The organism is Micromonospora sp. NPDC001898, from assembly GCF_042891255.1.
Lineage (GTDB): Bacteria > Actinomycetota > Actinomycetes > Mycobacteriales > Micromonosporaceae > Micromonospora.
The window spans coordinates 8117-32532 of sequence record NZ_JBIATC010000029.1 but is presented as its reverse complement, the minus strand read 5'-3'; the positions used below and the strand labels follow the sequence as shown (position 1 = coordinate 32532).

Here is a 24416-nt window from a genome sequence, read left to right as displayed (position 1 = left end):
GTGCTCCCCCTACCGGTCACGGCAGGCGATTGACGGAGACGTCGCAGGAGCGCCCCAAAGGCACTCCTGAAAGGCGACAGCTATTTACGTCACTACGCATCCCATCCCAGACCCCGTGATCACGAGGGTCGCGGCAGATCAGTGGCACGCCATCGAAGACGACGTGGTGGTCGGCTGCGGCGACACTATGCGCAGGCCCGACGGGCGAATGTTCATCAGCATCGACGCGTGGCACGACGCGGTCTTCAACCGGCTGGCCACCGCCATGCTGGCGGAACTGCCAGCGCCGCTGTACACGATGGTCGACGCCGAAGACCCGGATACGACCTCGAACTGGCGGCGGGCCGGCTTCGCCGACCAGCGACGTGAGCGGCAGTACCTGGTGGTCGGCGGAGCGCAGACCACCGCGCGGCCCCCGACCGGGGTGACTTTCACTGGCAGCGAGGGTGTGTTCCAGGCCGAAGTCGAGGGCGTCGAGGTTGGTGCGGTCCGGATCCTGCCGCTGACGCGGGAGGACGGGACGCCGCGGATAGCGCGGATCGTCTCCATCGAGGTCCGCGCCGACCAGCGGCGCCGTGGCATCGGCCGGGCGCTGCTGGTCCACGCGCTGGGCGCTCTGCACGCTCGCGGGTTCGATATTGCGTCGGCCGACGTCGACGAAACCGACATTGCAACGATTTTGCTGTTGGAAGGCGTCGGCGCCCGCCGCGCGAGCAACAGCCTGGAGTTGATATGGCAAAAGTGAACCGAGGCATCGAAGTCAACGGCATCGTCGTTGAGTGCCTGAAAGACGCCCGTTTCAGGGTGCAGCTCGACAACGGGCACAAGGTGCTTGTGCACATCAGCGGGAAGCTCCGCAAGAACTTCATCAAGATCATGCTGGAGGACAGGGTGCTGGTGGAGCTGAGCCCCTATGACCTGACCCGCGGCCGGATCACCTACCGGTACCGGATGTAGCAGCCGGCAGAACATGCCGGGACGGGAGCGGTGCGGATCCTCCCAGGGGATCCGCACCCTTCGAGGAGCAGCTACGTCAGCCAGTTCACGGTGTCGCGTCGCTGGGACCTCGTCGGCGGCGCCGTGCTGGCCGCATTCCGAGGTCCGTGCCTGGTGCACCGCCAACCAGGTCGATCTGGTGTTTGTGCCGACGTATGCGTCCTGGCTGAACTGGATCGAAGCCGAGTTCGTCGCCGTCCGCAGAGTCCCTTACCGCCGTGGTCGGACTACATTCGCATTTATGGCCGCGACAATCTGATGATTCTGTTGTCGCACTCTATGCGCCCTGGCCGGAAGTCTGCGGTGCGCCTCATCAGTCAGGTTGACAGTATTTCCGGCGACGCCCGGACTTCCTTGCCTGGCCTATCTTCGGCTGCCTAGCGTAGCAGCCGTGACGATGCATACGGTTCAGTCCACACTGGCCACGGTCCGGCCGGGAATCCTCGATTCCGGCGCTGCGCCGGCCGCCAAGATCGAACCCGGCGACGAGGTTCTCTATCCGGACACCTGGTCGAACTGGCAGAACCAGCTGCGGTACGGCATGTCGTCGGCCGACCGTGCGCGGCTGCGCAAGGAGTACCCGGGCTGCCCGTTCCAGATCATCGGCCCGGTCGAGGTGACCGGTGCCGAGCCGGGCGACGTCGTCGAGTGCCGGCTGACGGAGTTGCGGCTGAGCGACTGGGGCGGGAACGCCTTCCCGACCCGGGCCGGCGCGTTGCCGTACGACTTCGACGAGCCGTACTTCCACGACTTCCGGTTCGACCAGACCCGGACCCGAGCCGACTACGTCCACGGGATCTCGCTGCCGCTCGACCCGTTCGCCGGCATCATCGCGGTCGAACCGCCAGGCGAGGGGCAGGTGAGCGCGCTGGTCGGCGGCGCACACGGCGGCAACCTGGCACTTCCCGAGCTCACCGTGGGTTCGTCGCTGTTTCTTCCCGTGGCCAAGCCGGGGGCCCGGATCTGGGTCGGTGACGTGCACGCCTTGCAGGGCGACGGGCTGGTCGACCAGACCGGCCTGAAGTCGACGGCCGAGCGTCTGAGGATGCGGTACGACCTCCACAAGAACGTCGGCTTGACCCGGCCCCTGGCCGAGACCGACACGCACTGGGTCGGCATCGGACTGGCCGACAGCCTGGAGGCCGCGCTGGTCGACTGCCTGCGCGCAATGATCAGCTGGTTCAGCGCGGCATCCGGCGTCACCCGCGCCGAGGCCCACGCACTGTGCAGCATGGCGGCGAGCTTCCGGATCACCCAGTACGCGGACCAGAGCGAGATCCACCACGTGGATGTCCCCCTGCCGCCCAAGGGCGTGCACGCCCTGCTGCGCAAAGACGTCTTTCCGGCCGCCCTGCGTACCCGCGTCGACCGTTGGCTGCGCCCTGCGGCCTGATGCGACTCCACCTTCCGGGAAATGTCCGGCCGCCCCATTCGCGGTGACCACGTGCAGTCAGTGTGAGGGATGGTTGCGGCGGCACTCGCCGGTTAGTCTGCGATTTATCTCGCTCGGCCACTGATCATCGCATTTTTCCCCGGACAGGAAGGCGAAACCGGGTGATGAGTACGACGCATGTGCATTATGTTCAGCAGTTGCTGACCCGTTTCGATGCCGAGCCGGATCGCGTTGCGTTGGTCAGCAGGGGTGTCCTCCTCACCGCAGGGGAACTGGCCGATGCCACCCGGCGGGCTGCGGCCGTGATGGGCCACCACGGCATCACCCGCGGCGACGTCGTCTGCATTCTGACCGAGCCGAACACCGCCGCCACGCTGATCCTGCGGTGGGCGGCGAACGTGGTGGGGGCGACCGCCGCGCACGTGCGCGGGATGAACGCGGTGGTGCCCGATGACGAGTTGCGGGTGGAGTTGCAGCGCGCGGTCGTCGCGGATCTCGGCGCACGGATGCTGGCGGTCGATCCGGCCAACGAGGAACGGGCCCGGGATCTGGTGGTGAACGCGGCCGATCGGCCGGTTCTCGCCGTGCTGGGCGCCGGGCAGCCGGACATTGTGGACCTTACCGCCGGTTCCGGAGACGGTGTGGGTCCGCGTGCGGACATCGTGGACGGTGACCTCGCGTTGATCACGCAGACCAGTGGGTCGAGCGGCCTGCCGAAGGGTGTCTGCTGGACCTTCGGGGTCAAGAACGAGATGGCCACGTCGGCCGTCGGCCGCAGCGTCCGGACGAACCTCCTGATCACCGCACCGCTCACCCATTCCAGCGGATTCGGCGCGGACGACACGCTCGTCACCGGTGGCATGGTCGTGCTGCACAACGGCTTCGACGCGGGGGCCGTGCTGCGCGCGGTCGCCGAGTACCGCATCGGCCGGCTCATTCTCGGCACTCCGCAGGTGTACGCGCTCGCCGAGCATCCGGACCGGGCGGGCACCGACCTGTCCAGCTTGACCGAGCTGATCTACACCGGCAGCCACGGGGCGCCGCTCCGGCTGCGCGAGGCCCGGGAGATCTTCGGTCCGGTGCTGATCCAGGTGTACGGCACGACCGAGACCGGCGTGCTCACCATGCTCTTCCCGGACGATCACGGCGACCTGCGCGCGTGCGGCACCGTCGGCCGGCCGTTGTCCCCCGAAGCGCTGAGCATCCGGGACCCGGCGACCGGCGCGGCGCTGCCCGCCGGCGAGGTCGGCGAGGTCTGCGCGATTCCGCGCTGGCCGATAGCCGGCTACTGGCACGAGCCGAAGCTGACCGCGGCGCTCGTCCGGGACGGCTGGGCGCGCACCGGCGACCTCGGGCACCTCGACGCCGACGGTTACCTGCACCTGAGCGGCCGGATCGCGGACATGATGAAGGTCAAGGGTCTCCGCATCCACCCCGAGGCCGTCGAGAGGGTGCTCAGCCAGGCGCCCGGCGTTTCCCAGGTCGCGGTGTGTGGCGTGGAGGACCCCGACCGCGTGGAGCGGATTTACGCCGCTGTCGTGCCGAAGCCCGGTGCGGACCTGGACCTTCAGGAGTTGCGCCGTCATGTCGCCGAGGCCCTGTCCGACAACCACGTCCCCAGCTTGATCGAAATCCGCCAGGAACTGCCGGTGACCGGCCCGGGCAAACCCGATCGGGTCCAACTGCGGACCGATGCCCGCGCGGCACTGACCCGGCCCGGCTCCCGGGTCTAGGGGCGATTCGGCCTTCCCAGGAAACGTCGGGCCGCCTCATTCGCGGTGACCACGTGCAGTCAATGTGAGGGATGGTTACCGCTGCACTCGCCGGTTAGTCTGCGATTTATCTCGCTCGGCCACCGGTCATCGCATTTTTCCCGGACAGGAAGGCAAAACCGGGTGATGAGTACGACGCATGTGCATTATGTTCAGCAGTTGCTGACCCGTTTCGATGCCGAGCCGGATCGCGTTGCGTTGGTCAGTGATGGTGTCCTCCTCACTGCGGGGGAACTGGCCGATGCCACCCGCCGGGCCGCAGCAGTGATGGGCCGTCACGGCATCACCCGCGGCGACGTCGTCTGCATTCTGACCGAGCCGAACACGGCCGCCACGCTGATTCTGCAGTGGGCGGCCAACCTGGTGGGGGCAACCGCCGCGCATATGCGGTGGGTGAACCCGGGCGGGCCCGACGACGAGTTGCGGTTGGAGTTGCGGCGCGCCCTCGGCGCGGATGTCGGTGTGCGGATGCTGGCGGTCGATCCGGCCAACGCGGAACGGGCGCGGGACCTGGTGGTGAACGCGGCCGGTCGGCTGATTCTCGGGGTGCTGGGCGCCGGGCAGCCGGACACCGTGGACTTGACCTCGGGTTCCGGTGACGGTGTGGATCCGTGTGCGGACATCGTCGACGGCGACATCGCGGTGATCACCCAGATCAGGCTGTCGAGCGGCCGGAACGGCGTCTGTTGGACCTTCGGGGTCAGGAACGCCATGGTCTCGGCGGCACTGGGCCCGCCACCCGTGGCCGGCGCGAGCGCCGCCGACCGCAGCGGCCGGACAAATCTCCTGATCACCACACCGCTCATCCATTCCGACGTGTTCGCCGCGGACGACACGCTCGTCAGCGGTGGCATGGTCGTGCTGCACAACGGCTTCGACGCGGGGGCCGTGCTGCGTGCGATCGCCCAGTACCGGATCAGCCGGCTCGCGGTCGGCACTCCTCAGGTGTACGCCCTTGCCGAGCACCCGGACCGGGCGGCCACCGATCTGTCCAGCCTGACCGAGCTGTTCCACACGGGAAGTCCGGCGGCGCCGCAGCGGCTGCGTGCGGCCCGGGAGACTCTCGGTCCGGTGCTGATCCAGGTGTACGGCACGACCGAGACCGGGGTGCTCACCAGGCTCACCCCCGACGATCTCGGCGACCTGGACGCCTGTGGGTCGGTCGGTCGGCCGGTGAATCCCGAGGGGCTGAGCATCCGGGATCCGGAGACCGGCGCGGCGCTGCCCGTCGGCGAGGTCGGCGAGGTCTGCGCGAAGCCGCGCTGGCCGATAGCCGGCTACTGGCATGAGCCGAAGCTGACTGCGGCGCTCGTCCGTGATGGCTGGGTGCGTACCGGCGACCTCGGGCACCTCGACGCCGACGGTTACCTGCACGTGGGTGGCCGGAGCGCGGACGTGATGAAGGTCAAGGGTCTCCGCATCTACCCCGAGGCGGTGGAGACGGTGCTCATCCGGGCCCGGGGCGTGTCCCAGGCCGCGGTGTGTGGGGTCGAAGACGCCAATCGGGTGGAGCACATCTACGCCGCCGTCGTGCCGGAGCCCGGCGTCGTCGTGGACCTTCAGGAGTTGCGTCGTCATGTCGCCGAGGCCCTGTCCGACGACCACGTCCCCAGCTTGATCGAGATTCGCCGGGGACTCTCGAAGACCGGCTGGGGCAAAACCGATCGGGTCCAGCTGCAGGCCGCTGCCCGCGCGGCCCTGACCCGCCCCGTCTCCCCGGTCTAGGGGACCGGATGGATCTCCGTCAGGCACAGAAGGGGAGGGTCTCGTGAACCGCACCTCTACCCGGTACACCGACCACGTGTCCGCCGACCAGCGCCGGGCCTGGGCCGCCGCGGGCCACTACCCGGGCCAGGACTTGTACTCCCTGTTCCGTGGCCACGTCCAGCGCACGCCTCAGGCGCCGGCCGTGCTGGACGCCGAGGGGACGGTCAGCTACGGCGAACTGGACCGGACAGCCCGACGCCTGGCCTCGGGGCTGGCACAGCTCGGCATCGGCCCCGGCGACGTCGTGGCGGTCCAGTTGCCCAACGCCCGTCTCGCGTGTGCCGTCGACCTCGCCGTCGCGGCGGTGGGCGCCATCGTGCTGCCGTTTCCGCTCGGCCGGGGCGACCGCGACGCGGTGAGCCTGTTGCGCCGCTCCGAGGCGGTCGCGGTGATCACCGTCGCCGATCATCACGGCTATCCCTGCGCCGAGCGCATCCGGAAACACGCCGACGCCCTGCCGATGCTGCGTGCCGTCATCGTCGCCGGGGACGGCGCCGCCGAGACGCCGGGCTGCGTGCCGATCGAGTCCCTGTTCGCCGCCACCGCGGACGAGTTCGTGCCGCGGGAATTCGACCCCGACGGGCCGGCGCGGATCCTGGTCACCTCCGGGTCCGAGGCGGAACCGAAGATGGTCCTGTACTCGCACAACGCGCTGACCGGTGGGCGGGGTGCCATGATGGCCGGCCTGCACCGAGGGTCTCCGGCCACGATGCGCAACTTGTTCCTCGTCCCGTTGGCGTCGGCCTTCGGCTCCAGCGGGACGCCGGTCACCCTCGCGACCCTGGGCGGGACCCTCGTGCTGAGGCCGACCTTCGACGCTGCCGCGACGCTGCGGACCATCGCCGACACCCGGCCCACCCACCTGCTGGGCGTGCCGACGATGCTGCGCATGCTGCTGGACTGCCCGGAGATCCAGGACACCGACCTCAGCCCTCTGCAAGCCGCCGTACTCGGTGGGTCCGCGCTCGACCCGGACACCGCGCGGCGCGCCGAGGAGCTCCTGGGCTGCACGGTCGTCTCGCTGTACGGCTCGGCCGACGGGGTCTCGTGCAACAGCGGTCTCGGCCGTTACGACGGTACGGTCGGCCGTCCCGACCCCGCCGTCGCGGACATTCGCATCGTCGGCCCGGACGGGCTCGAGCCGCCGGCCGGAGCGACCGGCGAGGTCGTCGCGCGCGGCCCGATGTCGCCGATGTGCTACATCAATTCCCCCGAGCTGGACCGCACGCTGCGCACCCCGGACGGGTGGACCCGTACCGGAGACCTCGGGTCGATCGACGACCAGGGCCGCCTCCGGATCGTCGGACGCCGCAAGGACGTGGTCATCCGCGGCGGCCTCAACATCAGCCCGGCGGAGGTCGAGTCGGTGCTGATCACGCATCCCGCGATCCGCGACGTCGCCTGCGTGGCGGTGCCGGACCCGCTGTACGGCGAACGCGTCTGCGCCTGCGTCGCCACCTCGGCCGACCTGAGTCTGGCCGAGGTCACCGCCCACCTCGCCACGGCCGGGATGGAGCCACGGAAGTTCCCGGAACGTCTGTTGCTCCTGGCCGCCCTGCCGCTGAGCCCCGCGGGAAAGGTGGACCGGCAAGCGCTACGGGTGCAGGCCGCAAACCAGGGATCCGACGCGACCCGGTGAAACCCGGTCCAGAACAGAGGATGTCACCGCATGACTGAGGGAATCTCGGAACCGATCTCGTACCTCCAGCACTGGGATCGCACCGAACCGTTCGATCCGCCAGCGGTGCTCGGTGAGCTGGTCCGGACGCGGCCACTGACCCGGATGGTGTATCCCGACGGTCACATCGGCTGGCTGGCCACCAGCCACGACCTCGCCCGTGAGGTGCTCAGCAACCAGGCGTTCAGTCACCGGTTCCACACCACCCACGCCCCCGTGACGAAGAAGGGCGAGATCTTCCCGTCCGTGCCCATCGTGCCGGGCGGGTTCATCCACATGGATCCACCGGAGCACACCCGCTACCGGAACCTGCTCAGCAGCGAGTTCAGTGCCCGCGCCACGAGCGCGTACGCCCCGCGGGTGGCCGAGCTGGCCACCGCGCAGCTCGCACAGGTGCGGGAGCACGGCTCGCCGGTCGACCTCCTGCCGACCTACGTCCGGCCGCTCTCGCTTCGGGTGTTGTGTGAGGTGCTGGGGGTCCCGTTCGCCGGCAGCCCGGTCCTGTCCGCCCTGAGCGACAGCGCCACCGATGACGGGGTCAGCCTCGAGGCGGAACGGGAGGCCGGGACACGGGCGTACCACCACCTTCTCGACCTCGTGGGCAAGGCACGGGTCGAGCCGGGCGCGAACGTCATCGGGCGGCTGGCCGCCGAGCCCGGGCTGACCGACCGCGAGATCACCAACATGCTGCTGATCGTCTTCGCGGCGGGCCTCGCCAGCTGCGAGGGCGCGCTCGCCTCGTCGCTGCTGGCGCTGCTGCATCATGGCGACCAACTCGACACGCTGCGTTCGGCCGCCCGGGTCGGCGGCGCGAGCGGCATCGAGGGAATGGTCGAGGAGCTACTGCGGTACACGTCGGTCAACCAGTTCCAGATCTTCCGGACCGCGCTGTCCGATGTGAAGCTCGGCGGGGAGCTGATCCGCGAGGGGGAGACGGTGACGGTCGCCTTGCCGGCGGCCAACCGTGATCCGGCCAAGTTCGGTTGTCCCGACCGGTTCGACCTGGGCCAGGACGCGTCCGCTCACCTGGCCTTCGGGTACGGCGTGCACGCCTGCGTCGGGCAGCGGCTGGCCCGGCTCGTCCTGGCCGAGGCGCTGACCTCGCTGGTGCTCGGCCTGCCCGGACTCGCCTTGGACGTGCCGCTGGAGCAGGTTCCGGTGCGTCTGAAGACCCCGGTGCTGGGCGTGCTGCGCCTGCCCGTTCGCTTTTGATCTCGACCTGTTCGCGGGCGGCCGGACGCCATCCGGCCGCCCGCATGCTTCATCGCCGCGAACGCGGCGCCCGGTCGGCGCACGCCAGCAGCGAGTCGCGGATGTGGTCGTGGATCGAGTCCATCTGTTCGGTCGTGAAGCACTGCGTGCTGTACGGCATTTCGATGCTGAACCGGCCGTAGATCGTCGCCGGCGACGCGAGCAACGGGCCCGCACCGCGCGCTGGGTCCCACCGGCTGGACAGCGGAAACTTGGTCATGTCGACGATCTCCAGTCCCTTCGGGGATGGCGGCCCGTCGATCCGTCCGACGTTGGTGAGCACCAGGCTGGTCGGCCAGAGCTGAGGGTGGGGGAGCAGCCGGTCCAGTGCCTGCATCTCCAGCGCCGCGTCACCCCGCTCGATGCCGGCGCGCAACTCGGTGGTGAAACGGTGGCCGAGCTTGACCAGATCAACGCCGGCGGGCACCTCGAGCAGATCGCGGTACCAGGAGACCATCGGCACCATCGCCTCGTGGCTGAGGCCCGGCGCAAACTGGTCACGCAGGTCGACCGTGCAGAAACTGGACAGCCGATGACCGTCCAGCTCCGCGGGCAGGCCGGCGCGTACGGCCGCCAGCAATGCCGCGGCGACCAGCCCGTTCACCGACACCCCGGCGTCCTTGGCGAAGGCCAGCAGACCGGTGGTCTCCGATTCGGTCAGCCGGAGCCGGCGCGAGGTCATCAGACTCTCCGCCGGCACCGCCGGGGCGGACCCGGCCGCCCGGAACGGCAGAGACGCCACCGGCGCGCCCTCGGCCCGCTTGAGCCGCTCCTGGACGTAGGCGTCCAGCTCGGCCTCGCTGCGCGAGGGCAGCCAGTCGTCGAGCGGCGCCGGCCACTCCTGCGGCTGCGGCTCCAGCGCCGAGTAGCTGCCGGATTGGATGTCGATGTAGCGCTGCCAGATCCGGCGGCAGAACGCGGTCGCGCTGCGGCCGTCGCAGATCGCATGGTCGACGCCGAACATCACGACGTCCTCGTCGGCGCCGGTCAGCAGGACGGCACGCGCGAGCGGGCCACCGAGGTACAACGGCTTGTTGTACTCCTGAAGCTGCGCACCGGGCTCGTTGCGCCGGACGTGCAGGCGCGGCAGCTCGCCCGGCTCGAGCAGGCGGAGGTAGTAGTCGTCGCCGTCCTTCTCCAGACGGCTGCGCAGACCCGGCGCCTCCGCGAGGACAGCGGTGAACGCCGCGTCCAGGAGCTGCGCGTCGACGCCGCCGCGCACCACGCAGATCTGTAGCGCCTGCGTCCTGATCTCGCTGACGTACATCCGTTCCGACCGGGCAATTCGTCGGCGCATGCCTTCCTCCTCGTTGTCGGGGTCAGCCGACGTCGCCGGCCAGGATCGCGCTGCGGTGCGCATGCCAGTCACCGTCGTCGGTGACGGTGCGGGTCTTCTCGATGCCGGCCCGGACGGTCAGATAACGACGGCCCTTCAACACCACCTGGCCGTCGGAGACCGCTCGGCTGTAGAGCTCGGCCCCGTCGCCGCCGGTCGCGAGCGCGGCGTTGATCGCCTCTTCCGCCGGCGCCCAGTCCGACCGGTCGCGGACCGTCGCGGTGAACACGTAGACCGTGCTCCACTGGCCGAGCCGGGGGCGGCGCTGCAGCGACACACCGTCTCCGCCATGGGTGAGCCGGTACCGGCAGCCGTACTGCCGCTGGTCGCCGGCGGCGTCGAGGCGCAGGGGCTCGACGAACGACGGTCCGGCGTACCCGATGTCGACCAGCCAGGACCCGCCGTCCACGCGGGCCAGGATGAGCATGTGCTCGACCTCGACGCCGTAGGACCGGCGGCCCTCCGCCGTCGTGCCGGCGATCAGGTCGGCATCGAACCCGAGGTCGCGCAGCAGCCGCAGGAACAGCCGGGTCATCTGGACGCAGCCGCCGCCGTGGCCCGCCGCGACCACCGAGTCGAACGTCGCGTCCTCGTCGAAGTCGACCAGATCGACCAGCCGTCCGCTCGACGCCGGCACGGCCAGCGAGCCCGCACTGTTGAACGGGATGCTCTCCATGTGCCGCTTGTGCAGTGCGACGAGGGTCGCCAGATCCGCGGCCGGCTGGCTGGTGGCGGAGTCGTACCCCAACCGCCGCAGGTACGTGTCGATGTCGTACATCGTCTGTCTCTCTCCGGGCATCCCTCACGCCGACAGCCGGCAGGCCGGAAAGGCTGCCGGCTGTCGAATCCGACCGTGGACCGCTATTTGTCGTTGTCGTCGAACGAGGACACCAGCGGTCGCAGCGGAGTGAAGTCGTGCCAGGGGTTCTGGAGGATCTGACGCCACGTCGCGTCGTGCCCGCGGACCTTGAGCCGGAAGTAGACCGTGCGCCGGACGGAGTCGGACGTGTTGCTGCCGACGTTGTGGCCGACCATGTAGTGCTTCAGCAGCATGTCTCCCGCACGGGCGCGCACCTGCTCCCGTTCGGGCAGCTTGATGTCCGGGTAGGAGGTGAAGGCGTCGGGCCCGTGCTCACGGAAGTACCGTGCGTGGGTGCGGTGCGTTCCCGGCCAGACGTAGAGGTTCCCGGTATCGTCGCCGTCCTGGTCGGTGAGGAAGAAGCCGGCGAGCATGGTGAAGGTCCGCGGGGGCTCATCGGCCTTCCGGCGCATGCCGCCGTCGATGTGCGGCATTCCCCGGTCGTCGACGTAGGGCGGGAAGGTCATCGCGATCTGCGTCTGCCACGGATATTCCATGGCGCCGTCGCCGGTGAGTTCCTCGGCGAGCTCGAAGGCCTGGGTGTCACGCAGAAGCGCCGCGAGGTCCGGCTCCTCCTCCCACTTCGGGAACATGAAGTGCGGTCCGGCGTGCCCTTCCTCGGGCGAATGCGCGCGCAGCTGCTTGTCCACCGCCGCGTTGGCCGCGGCCAGGATGTCCGGAGGCACGACGTCCGGGATCACGATGAAGCCGCGTTCGGCGAACTCCAGCAGCTGTTCAGGAGTCAGATTCCGCCGCACACTCAACGTCCGCGAGTCGATGCTGCTCGGCATGGCCTCGGTGGGTGCGGCGGGGGCGGCGCGCCTGGCTGCTTCCAGGATCGCCCGTTCGATCGCCGTCGTGGCGGACGCGCCACCGCGGGTCAGGGCGGCAAGTGCCTGCTCGATCCGGTCGTCAACCCGAATGGTGATCGTGTCGTCTTCAGCCACGAACTCTCCACCCTTCCTGTCGCATTCGATGTTCAGGACGTGCTGCCGATGCTAGGTCGGATGTGGAGGGATCCCTATCCCTCGGTCTGACAGCACCTGGCCGGGGGACTCCCGTCAGCCGGAAATCACCGCTCCCGCAGATATGACACGGCGTCGTTCTTTTCGGAGCCGGGGGCGTGGAAGTGGGAGAAGGAGTAGTCGAAGGGGTGAAGGCGCTCATTGTCTCGGCCTGCGGGGCTCAGGTGCGGGTGATCGTGACGAGCCGGGCGGGTACCCGTCGGCATATTTGTCGTCCTCCGGCGTTGCGGGTTCGATCGAGTCGACCCGCCACCCGGTGGCGGAGGTGGCCCGGAATTTCGTCCTGGCTCAATCGTCGTGGTCCGTTGTCGGGTGCTCGCCGGTGCCGGTGCCGCAGCCGAATCCGAGGACCCGGCCGCGGAGGGCGCCTGCCCCGGCGAGGTGGCGCATGGCCGGTTGCGGGCGGCTGGTGTCCCAGGGCGGCGTCTCTGCGGTGTACCAGTCGAAGAGTTCCGGCGATAGTGTCCCGGCCAGCCGGCGTGCCAGTTTCTCCAGCGTCCCGACCAGTTCCCTGGCCTGGTGGGGGTCCTGGATCCCGGCCGCTGCGACGAGCCGCTCGTCGATGCGCGCGGCGGCGTTGTGCTGGAGGATCGGCCGGACCACGGTCCGTTCGGGGGCGTTCGGTCGGCGGCGGTGGTCACGGCGTCGAGGTTGCTCAGGGTGGTGACGGACGACTCCACGTGGCATGCCGGGAAGCCGGTGCGCTTGGCGATCTCGGCGATCGAGGTGTCCGGGTGTTCGAACACGTCGGTCATGACGTGGCGCACGCCGGGGGATAGCCGCTGCAGGCCGGTGGGGTCCGGGATGGCGTCCTCGCCGATCTGCATCAGCTTGCGCGCGAGGTCGTACAGCTCGAAGCCGTCCATGCCGGAAGCGTGATCGACGCGGGGCGAGGCACGCCATCCCACAGGTTGACAGTGCGTTCGGCGGTTCACCCGCGCCGACTGGGACGGCCGGTGTCGCGTGTCTGAGGTCTTTTGCCGGGTGGCTCTGGTCAGGATCTGATCGGCGGTCTGGGACCAGCCGAACGACTCGTAGCGTTCGTTGTCGGCGTCGATGAACGTGCGGAGCGCGTGGACGAGTCCGGGACGCCGGTCGCCGACGCACCCGACGACGGCGTTGGCGGGCGGGTCGAGATACAGGCCGACGACGTCGCGGATCTTCGCCTCGAGCCGCGGGTCGGGGGAGAACGTTGCGCCTGCCCCGCCGGAGCCGACGACGACCTCGTCAGCTCCCGAAGTCGAGCACCATCCCCGGACGAAGAACCAACGCGGCAGCAACAGACACGAGAAGCGGTCTCCCGCACCGTCAAATCAATTTCAGACAGGCAAGCACTAGCAGCGTGAGGGATGCCAGGGCCCTGCGGTCTGGATCTACCGTGTCCGGTGAGCATCGCGCTAGCGGGCCGTATGAAAGAAGTGAGCTTTCATGGGTGTGACCAGTCCGAACGGACACTGTCCATTTTTTTCGCAAGTCTCGACGGGTTGTGAGCGCGGGTAGAGGCGCATTTTGACGAGAAGATCCAGGCGTGGCACATCTTATCCACGTATTCCGCGCGAGGCATACGCCGTTTATCAGGAATGCAGGGCGCATATTCCGGTCCACCCTGGCGAATGCGGCACGAACTTCCGGCACGGACCGTGGCAACAGGTCGTCCACAGCGGCCTGCGGCAGGATCTTCGGCCGGCCGTCGAAAAGTCTTCATCGACCACGGCACGTTGAACACACACGACACCAACCGGTGGTCGCAGAACGGTACGCGTACCTCGATGCCGACGGCCATGCTCATCCGGTCGATCGATTTCGATCGACGGCCCCAAGGATCGCCAGCATCACAGCTCGCGTAGAAGGGATCGCAATGCCGTTCACGGCAGGGAAAGTCGCCTACCTGCGGTCGCAGTCCCTGGGACGGCCGGCCACCATCGGTGGTGCCGGCTTTCCGCATTGCGCCCCGGTGAAGTTCACCTACAACGCCGGCCTGGGCACGATCGACATCACCGGTCGCGAGCCGACCGGCAGCAGCAAGTATCGCGACACTCAAGCGAACGGCCGGGTGACACTCATCGTCGACGACATCCCGCCCTGCTCCCCGTTCGCGTTGCGGGGGCTGGAGATCCGGGCCGAGGCCGACGCGCTGTCGCCTGCCGACGGCCCCGGCGGCGCCGAGCTGATCCGGATCCACCCGGTCAGGATCGTCGCCCGGGGCATCGACGCGGGATGGGGAGCGAGGGCGGTTGGCCGCACAGTCGGCGCAACGCTCGCCCACGAGGGAGGGCAACGGTGACGATCCGGGTTTGGGACTACCTGTCGGAGTACCACGACGAACGCGAGGAGGTGCTCGCCGCGGTGGCGAAGGTGTTCGAGTCCGGCCAGCTGATCCTGGGTCCGAGCGTGGCCGGGTTCGAGGCGGAGTTCGCGGCGTACCACGGCGTCGCCCACTGCGCCGGCGTGGACAACGGCACCAACGCGATCAAGCTGGGGTTGCAGGCGCTCGGCGTGGGCCCGGGCGACGAGGTGATCACGGTCGCCAACACCGCCGCGCCGACCGTGGTGGCCATCGACGGGACGGGCGCCAAGCCGGTCTTCGTGGATGTGCGCGAGGACGACTTCCTCATGGACACCGACCAGGTTGCGGCCGCGATCGGCCCGCGTACCCGGGCGCTGGTCCCCGTGCACCTCTACGGCCAGTGCGTCGACATGGCCCCGCTACGCCGGTTGGCCGCCCGGCACGGCCTGGCCGTCCTGGAAGACTGCGCCCAAGCGCACGGCGCGCGCCACCACGGCCAGCTGGCCGGTGCGATGGGCGACGCCGCCGCCTTCTCGTTCTATCCCACGAAGGTTCTCGGCGCATACGGCGACGGCGGCGCCGTGATCACCGGCGACGAGCACACCGACGAGAGCATCCGGCGCCTGCGCTACTACGGCATGGAGGACCGCTACTACGTGGAGCGGACCCCCGGGCACAACAGCCGCCTCGACGAGGTGCAGGCCGAGATCCTGCGGGGCAAGCTGCGCCGGCTCGACGCGTACATCGCGGGGCGCCGCGCAGTCGCGCGGCGCTACGCCGAGGCGCTGGGCGACCTCGCCGAGCCGGGCGGGCTCGTGCTGCCGACGGTGTCGCCCGGGAATGAGCACGTGTACTACCTGTACGCGGTTCGGCACCCCAGGCGGGACGACATCATCGAGCGGCTGCGCGCGTACGACATCACGCTGAACATCAGCTACCCCTGGCCGGTGCACACGATGGCCGGATTCGCGCACCTCGGATACGCCAAGGGCTCGTTGCCGGTCACCGAGAAACTGGCCGGCGAGGTGTTCTCGCTGCCGATGTACCCGTCGCTGCCGCTCGACCGGCAGCAGGCGGTGATCCGGGCCCTTCGCGAGGTGCTGGCCGGTTTCTGAGACAACCCATCTGGTACGGAGGGAACACCATGCCGGGAGAACTGGCGACCGCCACCTGCAGAGTGTGCGACGGGAATGTCCATGAGTTCCTCGACCTCGGCCGTCAGCCGCTGTCCGACGCGTTCCGGGAGCCGGACAGCGACGCCGCGGAATTCTTCTTCCGGCTCGCCGTCGGGCAATGCGAGTCGTGCACGATGGTGCAGCTCACCGAGTCGGTACCGCGGGAGAAGATGTTCCACGAGGATTACCCGTACCACTCGTCCGGGTCGACGGTGATGCGTGAGCACTTCGCGAGCGTCGCACGACGCTTCCTCGCCACCGAGCTGGCCGTGCCGGACCCGTTCATCGTCGAGATGGGCTGCAACGACGGCGTCATGCTGAGCACGATCCAACAGGCCGGCGTACGCCATCTGGGCTTCGAACCCTCCGGGCGGGTGGCCGAGGTGGCCCGCGCCGCGGGCGTCCGGGTACGCACCGCGTTCTTCGAGGACTCGACGGCGGCGCAGGTCCGTGCGGCGGAAGGGCCGGCCCAGGTCATCTTCGCTGCGAACACCATGTGTCACATCCCGTACCCGGACTCGATCTTCCGGGGCGTCGACGCGCTGCTGGCGCCGGACGGCGTGTTCGTGTTCGAGGACCCGTACCTCGGTGACCTGGTGGCGAAGACGTCCTTCGACCAGATCTACGACGAGCATTTCTTCCTGTTCAGCGCGCACTCGGTGCGGGCCATGGCCGAGCACTACGGATTCGAGTTGGTCGACGTGGAACGGCTGCCGGTGCACGGCGGCGAGATCCGGTACACGCTCGCCCGGGCCGGGAGGCGCACGCCCAGCGCCGCCGTCGCCGGCCTGCTCGCCGAGGAGGACGCCCGCGGGCTGTCCGGCATGGAGACCCTGCGTGGCTTCGCCGCCGACGTGATGCGCGTGCGCGACGACCTGGTGGAACTGCTGCGGCGGCTGCGCAAGGACGGATCCCGCGTGGTCGCCTACGGCGCCACGGCGAAAAGCGCCACAGTCACCAACTTCTGCGACATCGGGCCCGAGCTCGTCTCCTACGTGTGTGACAGTACGCCCGCCAAGCAGCACCGGCTGACGCCCGGCAAGCACATCCCGGTACGCCCGCCGAGCGCCTTCCGCGATCCGTACCCGGACTACGCGCTGTTGTTCGCGTGGAACCACGCCGACGAAATCATGGCGAACGAGCAGGAATTCCGGCGCTCCGGCGGGCGATGGATCAGCTATGTGCCGAACGTCCGGGTGCTCTGAGGGATCGAGGGGGCTATGCAGGAACAGGACACCGCGTCACCGTCCCACGTCGGTGCCGCGTTGATGGAGACGGAACGGGACACGCCGCAGCCGGCGGTGCCACCCGGCGACCTGGCTACCGCGATCACCGCGCCAGGTCGGGAGTTGCTGACCGTCCTGGCTCGGCACCTGCCCCGGATACGGGCCGCGGCGGGGCCGAACGACCGGGACGGCACGTTCCCCGCCGAGACGTTCCGCAGCTTCGCGCGTGACGGCGTGCTGGGCGCGACCGTGCCCGCCGAGCTGGGCGGGATGGGTGTCAGCCGGCTCCACGACGTGGCGGTCGCGCTTCTGCGGGTCGCCGAGGCGGACGCCTCGACCGCGCTGGCCCTGCACGCCCAGTTCAGCCGGGGGATCACCCTGACGTACGAGTGGCGGTACGGCCCGCCGCCGACGCAGGAACTGGCCGAGCGGCTGCTGCGCGCGATGGCCCGCGGCGAGGCGGTGGTATGCGGCGCGGTGAAGGACCACGGGCGAGAGGTCACCCGGCTGAGCCCCGACGGCGCCGGTGGTTGGCTGCTGTCCGGCCGCAAGACTCTGGTGACGATGGCGCCGATCGCGACGCACTTCGTCGTCTCCGCCCAGGCGCCGGTCGCCGGGGGAACAACGCTGCTGCACGCCCCTATCGTGGCCCGGGACACCCCGGGACTCTCCATCGTCGACGGATGGAGCGGCCTGGGCATGCGCGCGTCCGGCACCCTCGACGTGGCGTTCGACAACTGCCCGGTGCCCGCGGGCGACGTGCTGGCGCGGGGCAGCGTCGGCGCGCACAGCGACGCGGTCCTCGCCGGGCAGACGGTCAGCTCCGTCGCCATGCTCGGCATCTACGTCGGCGTCGCCCAGGCCGCCCGCGACCTCGCGGTGGACACGGTCGCCCGGCGGTCGGCCACACCGCCCGCGGCGTCGCGCACCCTGGTCGCCGAGATCGAGGCGCGGCTGTACGCGCTGCGGGCCACCGCGTCGGCCGCGCTTGTCAACGCCGACGAACTGTCCACACGTCACGACATGGATCCGGATGAGCGCGGCCGGCGGCTGATGACCCCGTTCCAGTGCGCGAAGCTCATGGTCAACCAACTGGCCGCCGCCGTGGTCGACGACTGCCTCACCGTGGTGGGCGGTGCCACGTACGTGGCGGAGCACCCGCTGGCCCGGCTGTATCGGGACGTGCGCGCCGGCCGGTTCATGCAGCCGTACACGTACGCCGACGGGGTCGACTACCTGAGCGCGCAGGTGCTGGGCCTGGAAAGGGACAACAACTACGTGAGCGTACGGGCCACCCGGCCGGTGGACGACCGGTGACGGGCCGACGTATCGACTCGGCCGTGGCCCGGCTCACCGGTTGACGGCCGGCGTCACCGTGCTTTGCCCAGTCGGGTGCCCGACCCCGTCTCGAAGGGATCCAGGATGGTGATCGCGACGCGGCTGGCGGAGCGGGACGACAGCCGGCTGCCCGCACGGCTCGCGCGTTCCCGGCGGGCCGTCGGGACCGGCACGGGCATGCGGACCGAGGACTTCGACGCCTGGCTCGCCGGGCGCCGTCAGGCGCACCGCTTCACCGTCAAGCGGGTGCCGCTCGCGAAGATCAAGGGCTGGTCGTTCGCACCGGACAGCGGCAACCTCGTGCACCGCAGCGGGCGGTTCTTCAGCGTGGAGGGGCTGCACGTCGTGATCGACGGTCGCGAGTGGCAGCAGCCGATCATCGTGCAGCCCGAGGTGGGGATCCTCGGCATCCTGGCCAAGGAGTTCGACGGCGTACTGCACTTCCTGATGCAGGCCAAGATGGAGCCGGGCAATCCTGGCCTGTTGCAGCTCTCACCGACCGTGCAGGCCACGCACAGCAACTACACCGGCGTGCATCGGGGTGCCGACGTCCGGTACGTCGAGTACTTCACCCGGCCCGGCCGGGGCCGGGTGCTCGCCGACGTGCTCCAGTCCGAGCACGGCTCCTGGTTCCTGCGCAAGTCCAACCGCAACATGATCATCGAGACCTTTGACGACGTGCCGCCGGACGACGACTTCTGCTGGCTCACGCTGGGGCAGATCGGCAAGCTGCTGCACCGCGACAACGTCGTGAACATGGACGCACGCAGCGTCCTTGCCTGCGCCCCGACGGCGCCCGCGGAGGCGGGCGCGGTGCGCTCCGACACGGATGTGCTGTCGTGGTTCACCAGCGAGCGGGCCCGGCACGACGTGCGGGCCCGGCGCATCCCGCTCGCCGAGGTGAGCGACTGGGTGCGCACCGACGACAACATCCAGCACGTCGGGAACCGGTACTTCCGGGTCGGCGGGGTGTCCGTCGAGGCCGGGAACCGCGAGGTGACCTCGTGGATGCAGCCGCTGTTCGAGCCGGTCGGTGTGGGTCTCTGCGCGTTCCTGGTCCGCCACTTCGGCGGGGTGCCGCACCTGCTGGTCCATGCCCGGGCCGAGGGTGGTCTCCTCGACACCGTCGAACTCGGGCCGACGGTGCAGTGCACCCCGGAGAACTACGCCCACCTGCCGGAGCGGGAGCGGCCGCCGTTCCTCGACCTGGTGCGCCGTGCCGGAGCGGACCGGATCCGATACGCCGCGGTGCACTCCGACGAGGGTGGCCGTTTCCTCAACGCCGTCAGCCGCTACCTGCTCGTGGAGGCCGGCGAGGCCGAGGCGGGCGCCGAGCCCCCGCCCGGGTTCGCCTGGGTGACCCCCGGCCAGCTGAATTCGCTGGCCCGGCATGGGCACTACCTCAACATACAGGCGCGTACGCTGCTCGCGGCCATCGGCTTGCTGAACGGGCTACTGTAGGTCGGCGTTCTCGGCGAACGCGTCGACGCAACGCCGCAGCGCGGTGTGCAACGGCACCCGGGGGCGCCAGTCGGTAGCCGCTCGGAACCTCGACGAGTCGATCACGACGCTGTGCATGTCGGTGGCCGTGGCGAGATCGGGCGGCGGTACGCAGACGACGGGCACCGGTGACCGCCCCAGGCGGGCGCCGACCAGGTCGGCGATCGTCCGCAGCACGTCGCCCAGGGGCACGCCGCACCCGGTGCCGAGCAGCCAGTGCCGGCCCGCGAGCACGTCCGCGTGGTCGATCCCGGCGAGGAAGGCGTCCGCGGCGTCGTGCACATACAGCAGGTCGCGCTCGACTGTGCCGTCGTTCCACAGGGTGAGTTCCTCGCCGGCGAAGGCCTTGCGCACCATGGTGGTCACCACGCCGTGGCCGTTCAGCCGCCCCCGGGGGCTGTCCCCGTACACGGTGGGCAGCCGCAAGGACACGCCGCGGACCAGCCTGGCGGCGGTGGCCGCCTTGAGTACCTGCTCCGCCGTGTGTTTCTGCTGGTCGTAGGTGGTCGTGGGCCGGTCGGGTTCGCTGCCGTCGAGGGGCATCCGCTCCGGCAGCCCGGCCTGCGAGGTGGAGCCCGCGAACACGACCGTGGGCGGCCGCCGGATCTCCCCGAGCAGCTCGACGAGATCGCGCATCACGCCGACGTTCACCCGTTCGGCGGCCGGGTTGCCGGCGGCCTCACGCCAGCCGGCGGTGTGCATCAGCAGATGGACCACCGTGTCCGCGCCGGCCACCGCGGCTTCGAGCCCCGCGCGAGCCGTGAGGTCGGCGCACAGCACCTCGACCTCGGCCACGGCGCCGGCCGGCACCGGCTGCGGCCGGCGGCCGACTGTGCGTAGCCGGATCGGCCGCCGGGCGAGGGCTTCGACGACCGCGGCGCCGACGAAGCCCGAACCACCCAGCACCGCGATCAGCGGACGGTCTCCGCCGGCGCCGGCGGCGTTCACCGCGGCACCGGGTCGGCGCGGTACAGGGCCTGCCAGTAGTAGCTCCACGACACCGCGCGTTCCCGCGCCACGCACTGCCACCGCTCGCCGGGCCGGTACGCGGACACGAAGGCGGGCACCTTCTCCAGTACCGCCTCGCTGTCGTGGATGTCGATGACGTCGCGCAGCAGCCCGCTGTTCAGCGCCAGCTCCACAACCCCGGTGCCCTGCGAGTGGCCGTCCAGCATCTTGTCGAGGTACTTGCCGACCGGGTTGTTGACGTAGAAGTGCGCGCAGGTCGCGTCGATGAGCGCGAGGTAGTCGCGCACGGTGTCGGGGTCCATCTCGGCGAACGAGTCGACGTTCACGCACAGATCGAAGCGGGCACCGCGCACCTGCTCGTCCACCTCGTCGATGCTCACGAAACGGATCTTCGCGAACTGCTCCGGCTCCAGCACGGTCCGCAGGTACCGGTGCGACAGCGCCAGCGTGTTCGGCAGGTCGACGATCGTGTACCCGGCGACCTCGTGGTTGGACAGCAGGGTGTGGCAGGTCCGGCCGTAGCCGGCGCCGATCTCCACAATCCGGGCGCCGTCGAGGGGCAGGTTCGCCGCCATGAACTCGACCTCGTGCACCGCCTGCAAGTAGTCGAGGCATACCGGCTCGCCGTTGCAACGCACTGAATAGGGGTCGCCGACCTCGCGGTTGCGTGTGCGGCGCAGCCTCTCCCTGTTCGCGGGGCTGAGCTGCATGCCCAGGGCGAAGGTGAGCGCCTTCAGGTACCGCACGCCGTTGGGCTGCGGGTTCCACAGCGCCAGCTTGAAGTTGACCCCGTTCGACTTGAACCCGGCGAGGTCGGCCACGGCCTCCTCGGTGATGTGTGCCTCGTTGATGTGCAACCACTGCGCGCTCGGGCCGTATCGCCGGTGTACCGGCTGCACCTGCTCAGTCATGACTGCGCCTCCTTCAGCATGCCCTTCGGGCCCGCTCCTGCCGTGTCGTTGTCCGGCGCAACCGTGTGCCGCTCGGTGCAGTCGGTCATGCCACTTCCTCCGCCCGCTCCGGGCGGCGCACGGCGCCCACGAGCACGTCGTGCTGGAGTTGCCGGAGCGTATGCGACGGTTCGATGCCCAGGTTCTGGTCCAACGTGCGCTGCAGCTCGCGGTAGGCGTCCAGGGCTTCCGCACGCCGGCCCGCCTCGCTCAGGGCGATCATCAGCTGCTCGTGGAGCCACTCGTCGAACGGATTCTCCAGCGCGGCGAACCGCAGCTCGGGGATGAGCTCGTGGTGCCGGCCGAGTCGCAGGTCGGCCAGGATGCGGGTGCGGATCGTCCGGGTGCGCACCTCCTCGAGCCGCCGGATGCGCGGGGTCAGTACCGGGCCCGTGGTGATGTCGGCGAGCACCGGGCCGCGCCACAGTGCGAGCGCCTGCCTCAGGCGGCGGGCCGCCCGCTCCGCGTCGCCCGCGGCGAAGGCGGCGGTGCCTTCCGCGCTCAGTCGCTCGAAGGCGAACGCGTCGATCTCCGACTCGTCGCACCGCAACAGGTAACCCGGCGGGCGGGTCTCGATGAACTCGCCCTCGGAGAACCGCTGGTATTTCTTGCGCAGATGATAGATGTAGGTCTGCGTCGTGGTGACAGCGCTGCGCGGTGGGTTCTCCCCCCACAGCTCCTGGATGATGCAGCCCCGATCGACCACCTGGTTGGCCCGCAGCAACAGCAGGGCAAGCGTCCAGCGCACCCGGGTCGCGCTGGGTGTGCTCGGCATGCCCTGCATCGAACCCTCGAACGGACCGAGTACTCGGAATTTCATGGCTATTTCCTACACCCGCCGCGGCGGGGCCGGCAGCCGGTCGAGTGAGTAGTTGTACGTCTTCTGTTTGGCGGTCAGGTCCACGCCGGGTGGCTTCTTGTACGAGGTGAGCGGGCCGGTGCCCTGGTAGCCGCCGTCGCCGATCATGCCGGGGCGCGCTGGCCCGCCTCGAAACCCTGCCAGCACCCCATGATGAACGGCTCAAACCCGCCCACCACGAAACGATGCCGGGGCCAGGGCGCCGGCGGTGCTCGCGCGTCGCTGATGTCCGCCTGGGAAGCCGGTCGAGGGCGGTGAGTACGGCACACCGGAAGATGCGCGCCCCGTTGCGATCGATGAGAATCGCAGCAACGTCTTATTCGTACGGGGGAATCGCTGTGACAGGAAACTTCACTCGTCGTGCTGTCCTGGGCCTCACCGCCGCCTCGGCGGTCGGTGCGGTGACGGGCGTTTCCGGGCTGACCGGATCCGCCGCCGGCAGCACCGTCCGGCGCGGCGGCCGCACGATCAACTGGAACTCGCTGAGCTGTCACCTTGACGGTGACCTCATCCTGCCGTCGGATTCGCGCTACGGGCAGGCCCACGAGCAGTCGCTCGGCCAGTTCGACAACATCAATCCGATGGCCGTCGCCTACTGCGAGAGCACGAGGGACGTCCAGACCGTCATAGCGTTCGCCCAGGACAACGCGGTGCACACCGTTCCCCGCAGCGGGGGGCACAGCTTCGGTGGCTATTCGACGACAACCGGCATGATCCTGGACGTCTCCCGGCTGAACCAAGTCACCACCAACGGAACGTACGCCACGATCGGCGCGGGCACCCAGCAGGTCGATGCGCTGGCCGCCCTGACCCCGCACGGGCTGGCCCTGGCCAGTGGCCTCTGCCCCACGGTGGGTGCCGGCGGTTTCATCCAGGGCGGTGGTATCGGTCACCAGACTCGCAAGTACGGCATGGCCTGCGACCGGCTGGTCTCGGCCGAGGTGGTGCTGGCGGACCGGCGCATCGTGCGGGCTTCGGCCCAGGAGAATCCGGATCTGTACTGGGCGCTGCGCGGAAACGGCGGCGGCAACTATGGCGTCGTCACCAGCTACACGCTTGAACCGGTGCGGCGCAACACCCTGGCTGGTTACAGGCTGATGTGGTCGGCGAGTGACGTGGCAGCGCTGATCGAGAACTGGCAGCAGTGGGTGCTAGCGGCACCCAACGATCTTTCCTCGGTCCTGCTGGCCCGCACCACGAATCTGCCCTCACCCGGCACGATGGTGGTCGTCTCGGGCGCCTGGTACGGCACCATGGAGGAGCTCAACCGCCGCGTCGACGAACTGGTCGGATTGACCGGCGTGGCACCGCTCAGCCGGTCCGTCCTGGAGAAGTCGGTTCACGACCTCACGATGCAGATCTATGGCTGCGCGGATCTCACCACCGCGCAGTGCCACCGTGTCGGCACCAATCCCGAGGCGCTGAAACCTCGCTACAACTACTACCGCACCCGGTGCCGGATGTTTGGCTCAGCGGTGCCTCGCGCCGACGTCGAGGACCTCTTGGCGGTCCTGGCCGATCCGGCGCATTTCCGGAACGGGCAGGACCGCATGCTGTACTTCGAGGCCCTCGGGGGCGCCGCGAACGAGCGGGCCCGCACGGACACCGCCTATGTGCACCGGACCACCAAGATGCTGGCCGGCCTCACCGCGCAAATACTCGACCTCACCTACACCGGCGAGGACACGGCGGCGTGTGAGAGTTGGCTCGCGGACGGCTTCGCGGTGCTCGACCGGCATTCCCTGCGCGAGAGCTACCAGAACTACATGGACCCGGCGCTGGAGGACTGGCGGACCGCCTATTACGCCGAGAACTACCCCCGGCTGGTGCGCGTCAAGCGGGCCTACGATCCGCACAGGTTCTTCCGCTTCGCCCGCGGCATCGGCTGACCCCGGGGGCGAGCGGCAGGCCGGCCGGCGGGGGCCCCCCCGCCCGCCCCCCCCCGCCCCCCCCCCGCGCGGGGGGCGGGGGGGGGGGGCCCCGGGGCGCGCCGGGGCGGGGGGGGGGCGCCAGGGTGGGCACCCCATACCCGGGG

General features: G+C 69.7%; 22 protein-coding genes. 13 read left to right on the top strand and 9 right to left on the bottom strand.

The genetic code is table 11. The annotated features are described in order from the left end of the window. Window positions 1–115 precede the first annotated feature (115 nt). The 7 genes from ACFYZF_RS29065 to ACFYZF_RS29035 all read left to right on the top strand — a co-directional run bounded on the left by ACFYZF_RS29065 (window position 116) and on the right by ACFYZF_RS29035 (window position 8818). Window positions 116–745 (top strand): GNAT family N-acetyltransferase, encoded by a 630-nt coding sequence (locus tag ACFYZF_RS29065; protein ID WP_387026119.1) that lies wholly within the window; start codon window positions 116–118, stop codon window positions 743–745. Further along, complete coding sequence (gene infA, locus ACFYZF_RS29060) at window positions 733–957, top strand: translation initiation factor IF-1 (protein WP_387026116.1); 225 nt, start codon at window positions 733–735, stop codon at window positions 955–957. The genes ACFYZF_RS29065 and infA overlap by 13 nt, the downstream gene beginning before the upstream one ends. A gap of 436 nt (window positions 958–1393) precedes the next feature. Continuing rightward, on the top strand, window positions 1394–2389 hold the full coding sequence (locus ACFYZF_RS29055) for an acetamidase/formamidase family protein (RefSeq protein ID WP_387026127.1): 996 nt from the start codon (window positions 1394–1396) through the stop codon (window positions 2387–2389). 164 nt (window positions 2390–2553) lie between these two features. After that, the gene (locus ACFYZF_RS29050) at window positions 2554–4122 is read left to right on the top strand and encodes a class I adenylate-forming enzyme family protein (RefSeq protein WP_387026114.1); all 1569 of its coding nucleotides are present in this window, start codon (window positions 2554–2556) and stop codon (window positions 4120–4122) included. A 165-nt stretch (window positions 4123–4287) separates the two neighbouring features. Further along, the gene (locus ACFYZF_RS29045) at window positions 4288–5886 is read left to right on the top strand and encodes a class I adenylate-forming enzyme family protein (protein WP_387026112.1); all 1599 of its coding nucleotides are present in this window, start codon (window positions 4288–4290) and stop codon (window positions 5884–5886) included. 43 nt (window positions 5887–5929) lie between these two features. Beyond that, window positions 5930–7567, top strand: a complete 1638-nt coding sequence (locus ACFYZF_RS29040) for a class I adenylate-forming enzyme family protein (RefSeq protein ID WP_387026110.1) — start codon at window positions 5930–5932, stop codon at window positions 7565–7567. Between the two features lie 30 nt (window positions 7568–7597). Continuing rightward, a complete protein-coding gene (locus tag ACFYZF_RS29035; protein ID WP_387026108.1) occupies window positions 7598–8818 on the top strand; it encodes a cytochrome P450 in 1221 nt (406 codons plus the stop codon). A gap of 49 nt (window positions 8819–8867) precedes the next feature. Here the strand turns inward: ACFYZF_RS29035 and ACFYZF_RS29030 are convergent, their stop codons facing one another. The 5 genes from ACFYZF_RS29030 to ACFYZF_RS29010 form a co-directional block, all read right to left on the bottom strand. After that, window positions 8868–10154: a condensation domain-containing protein gene (locus tag ACFYZF_RS29030; protein ID WP_387026106.1), complete on the bottom strand. Its 1287-nt coding sequence runs from the start codon at window positions 10152–10154 to the stop codon at window positions 8868–8870. Window positions 10155–10176: 22 nt separating this feature from the next. Further along, window positions 10177–10992: an arylamine N-acetyltransferase gene (locus ACFYZF_RS29025; RefSeq protein ID WP_387026104.1), complete on the bottom strand. Its 816-nt coding sequence runs from the start codon at window positions 10990–10992 to the stop codon at window positions 10177–10179. A gap of 62 nt (window positions 10993–11054) precedes the next feature. After that, window positions 11055–11999 (bottom strand): phytanoyl-CoA dioxygenase family protein, encoded by a 945-nt coding sequence (locus ACFYZF_RS29020; protein ID WP_387026102.1) that lies wholly within the window; start codon window positions 11997–11999, stop codon window positions 11055–11057. 366 nt (window positions 12000–12365) lie between these two features. Further along, complete coding sequence (locus ACFYZF_RS29015) at window positions 12366–12680, bottom strand: hypothetical protein (RefSeq protein ID WP_387026129.1); 315 nt, start codon at window positions 12678–12680, stop codon at window positions 12366–12368. A gap of 823 nt (window positions 12681–13503) precedes the next feature. Then, window positions 13504–13860 carry an asparagine synthase-related protein gene (locus tag ACFYZF_RS29010; protein WP_387026125.1) on the bottom strand — a complete coding sequence of 119 codons (357 nt, stop codon included), beginning with the start codon at window positions 13858–13860 and terminating at the stop codon, window positions 13504–13506. A 75-nt stretch (window positions 13861–13935) separates the two neighbouring features. Here ACFYZF_RS29010 and ACFYZF_RS29005 point away from each other — a divergent pair, with 75 nt between their 5' ends. The 5 genes from ACFYZF_RS29005 to ACFYZF_RS28985 all read left to right on the top strand — a co-directional run bounded on the left by ACFYZF_RS29005 (window position 13936) and on the right by ACFYZF_RS28985 (window position 19564). Next, window positions 13936–14361, top strand: a complete 426-nt coding sequence (locus ACFYZF_RS29005; protein WP_387026100.1) for a PPOX class F420-dependent oxidoreductase — start codon at window positions 13936–13938, stop codon at window positions 14359–14361. After that, window positions 14358–15479 carry a DegT/DnrJ/EryC1/StrS family aminotransferase gene (locus tag ACFYZF_RS29000; RefSeq protein WP_387026098.1) on the top strand — a complete coding sequence of 374 codons (1122 nt, stop codon included), beginning with the start codon at window positions 14358–14360 and terminating at the stop codon, window positions 15477–15479. The genes ACFYZF_RS29005 and ACFYZF_RS29000 overlap by 4 nt, the downstream gene beginning before the upstream one ends. Window positions 15480–15508: 29 nt before the next feature. Continuing rightward, a complete protein-coding gene (locus ACFYZF_RS28995; protein ID WP_387026096.1) occupies window positions 15509–16744 on the top strand; it encodes a methyltransferase domain-containing protein in 1236 nt (411 codons plus the stop codon). A gap of 15 nt (window positions 16745–16759) precedes the next feature. Then, window positions 16760–18082 (top strand): acyl-CoA dehydrogenase family protein, encoded by a 1323-nt coding sequence (locus ACFYZF_RS28990; protein ID WP_387026094.1) that lies wholly within the window; start codon window positions 16760–16762, stop codon window positions 18080–18082. A gap of 105 nt (window positions 18083–18187) precedes the next feature. Next, window positions 18188–19564: an NDP-hexose 2,3-dehydratase family protein gene (locus tag ACFYZF_RS28985; protein ID WP_387026092.1), complete on the top strand. Its 1377-nt coding sequence runs from the start codon at window positions 18188–18190 to the stop codon at window positions 19562–19564. Here ACFYZF_RS28985 and ACFYZF_RS28980 read toward each other — a convergent pair. The 4 genes from ACFYZF_RS28980 to ACFYZF_RS28965 all read right to left on the bottom strand — a co-directional run bounded on the left by ACFYZF_RS28980 (window position 19556) and on the right by ACFYZF_RS28965 (window position 22489). Continuing rightward, window positions 19556–20551 (bottom strand): NAD-dependent epimerase/dehydratase family protein, encoded by a 996-nt coding sequence (locus ACFYZF_RS28980; RefSeq protein WP_387026090.1) that lies wholly within the window; start codon window positions 20549–20551, stop codon window positions 19556–19558. The two genes, ACFYZF_RS28985 and ACFYZF_RS28980, sit on opposite strands and share 9 nt — an antisense overlap. Then, window positions 20548–21483 (bottom strand): putative sugar O-methyltransferase, encoded by a 936-nt coding sequence (locus ACFYZF_RS28975; RefSeq protein ID WP_387026088.1) that lies wholly within the window; start codon window positions 21481–21483, stop codon window positions 20548–20550. The genes ACFYZF_RS28980 and ACFYZF_RS28975 overlap by 4 nt, the downstream gene beginning before the upstream one ends. 85 nt (window positions 21484–21568) lie before the next feature. Continuing rightward, window positions 21569–22297, bottom strand: a complete 729-nt coding sequence (locus tag ACFYZF_RS28970) for a BTAD domain-containing putative transcriptional regulator (RefSeq protein WP_387026086.1) — start codon at window positions 22295–22297, stop codon at window positions 21569–21571. 54 nt (window positions 22298–22351) lie between these two features. Beyond that, the gene (locus ACFYZF_RS28965) at window positions 22352–22489 is read right to left on the bottom strand and encodes a hypothetical protein (RefSeq protein WP_387026084.1); all 138 of its coding nucleotides are present in this window, start codon (window positions 22487–22489) and stop codon (window positions 22352–22354) included. Window positions 22490–22719: 230 nt separating this feature from the next. Between ACFYZF_RS28965 and ACFYZF_RS28960 the strand changes: the two genes are divergently transcribed. Next, window positions 22720–24270, top strand: coding sequence for an FAD-dependent oxidoreductase (locus ACFYZF_RS28960; RefSeq protein WP_387026082.1), 1551 nt, complete (start codon window positions 22720–22722; stop codon window positions 24268–24270). Window positions 24271–24416 lie beyond the last annotated feature (146 nt).

Excerpts from the sequence above, each read along its gene's own strand:
- infA (WP_387026116.1), top strand. The coding sequence starts at position 733 with ATGGCAAAAGTGAACCGAGGCATCGAAGTCAACGGCATCGTCGTTGAG.
- ACFYZF_RS29055 (WP_387026127.1), top strand. The coding sequence starts at position 1,394 with ATGCATACGGTTCAGTCCACACTGGCCACGGTCCGGCCGGGAATCCTC.
- ACFYZF_RS29050 (WP_387026114.1), top strand. The coding sequence starts at position 2,554 with ATGAGTACGACGCATGTGCATTATGTTCAGCAGTTGCTGACCCGTTTC.
- ACFYZF_RS29045 (WP_387026112.1), top strand. The coding sequence starts at position 4,288 with ATGAGTACGACGCATGTGCATTATGTTCAGCAGTTGCTGACCCGTTTC.
- ACFYZF_RS29035 (WP_387026108.1), top strand. The coding sequence starts at position 7,598 with ATGACTGAGGGAATCTCGGAACCGATCTCGTACCTCCAGCACTGGGAT.
- ACFYZF_RS29030 (WP_387026106.1), bottom strand. The coding sequence starts at position 10,154 with ATGCGCCGACGAATTGCCCGGTCGGAACGGATGTACGTCAGCGAGATC.
- ACFYZF_RS29025 (WP_387026104.1), bottom strand. The coding sequence starts at position 10,992 with ATGCCCGGAGAGAGACAGACGATGTACGACATCGACACGTACCTGCGG.
- ACFYZF_RS29010 (WP_387026125.1), bottom strand. The coding sequence starts at position 13,860 with ATGGCCGTCGGCATCGAGGTACGCGTACCGTTCTGCGACCACCGGTTG.
- ACFYZF_RS29005 (WP_387026100.1), top strand. The coding sequence starts at position 13,936 with ATGCCGTTCACGGCAGGGAAAGTCGCCTACCTGCGGTCGCAGTCCCTG.
- ACFYZF_RS28995 (WP_387026096.1), top strand. The coding sequence starts at position 15,509 with ATGCCGGGAGAACTGGCGACCGCCACCTGCAGAGTGTGCGACGGGAAT.
- ACFYZF_RS28990 (WP_387026094.1), top strand. The coding sequence starts at position 16,760 with ATGCAGGAACAGGACACCGCGTCACCGTCCCACGTCGGTGCCGCGTTG.
- ACFYZF_RS28985 (WP_387026092.1), top strand. The coding sequence starts at position 18,188 with ATGGTGATCGCGACGCGGCTGGCGGAGCGGGACGACAGCCGGCTGCCC.
- ACFYZF_RS28975 (WP_387026088.1), bottom strand. The coding sequence starts at position 21,483 with ATGACTGAGCAGGTGCAGCCGGTACACCGGCGATACGGCCCGAGCGCG.
- ACFYZF_RS28970 (WP_387026086.1), bottom strand. The coding sequence starts at position 22,297 with ATGCCGAGCACACCCAGCGCGACCCGGGTGCGCTGGACGCTTGCCCTG.
- ACFYZF_RS28965 (WP_387026084.1), bottom strand. The coding sequence starts at position 22,489 with ATGATCGGCGACGGCGGCTACCAGGGCACCGGCCCGCTCACCTCGTAC.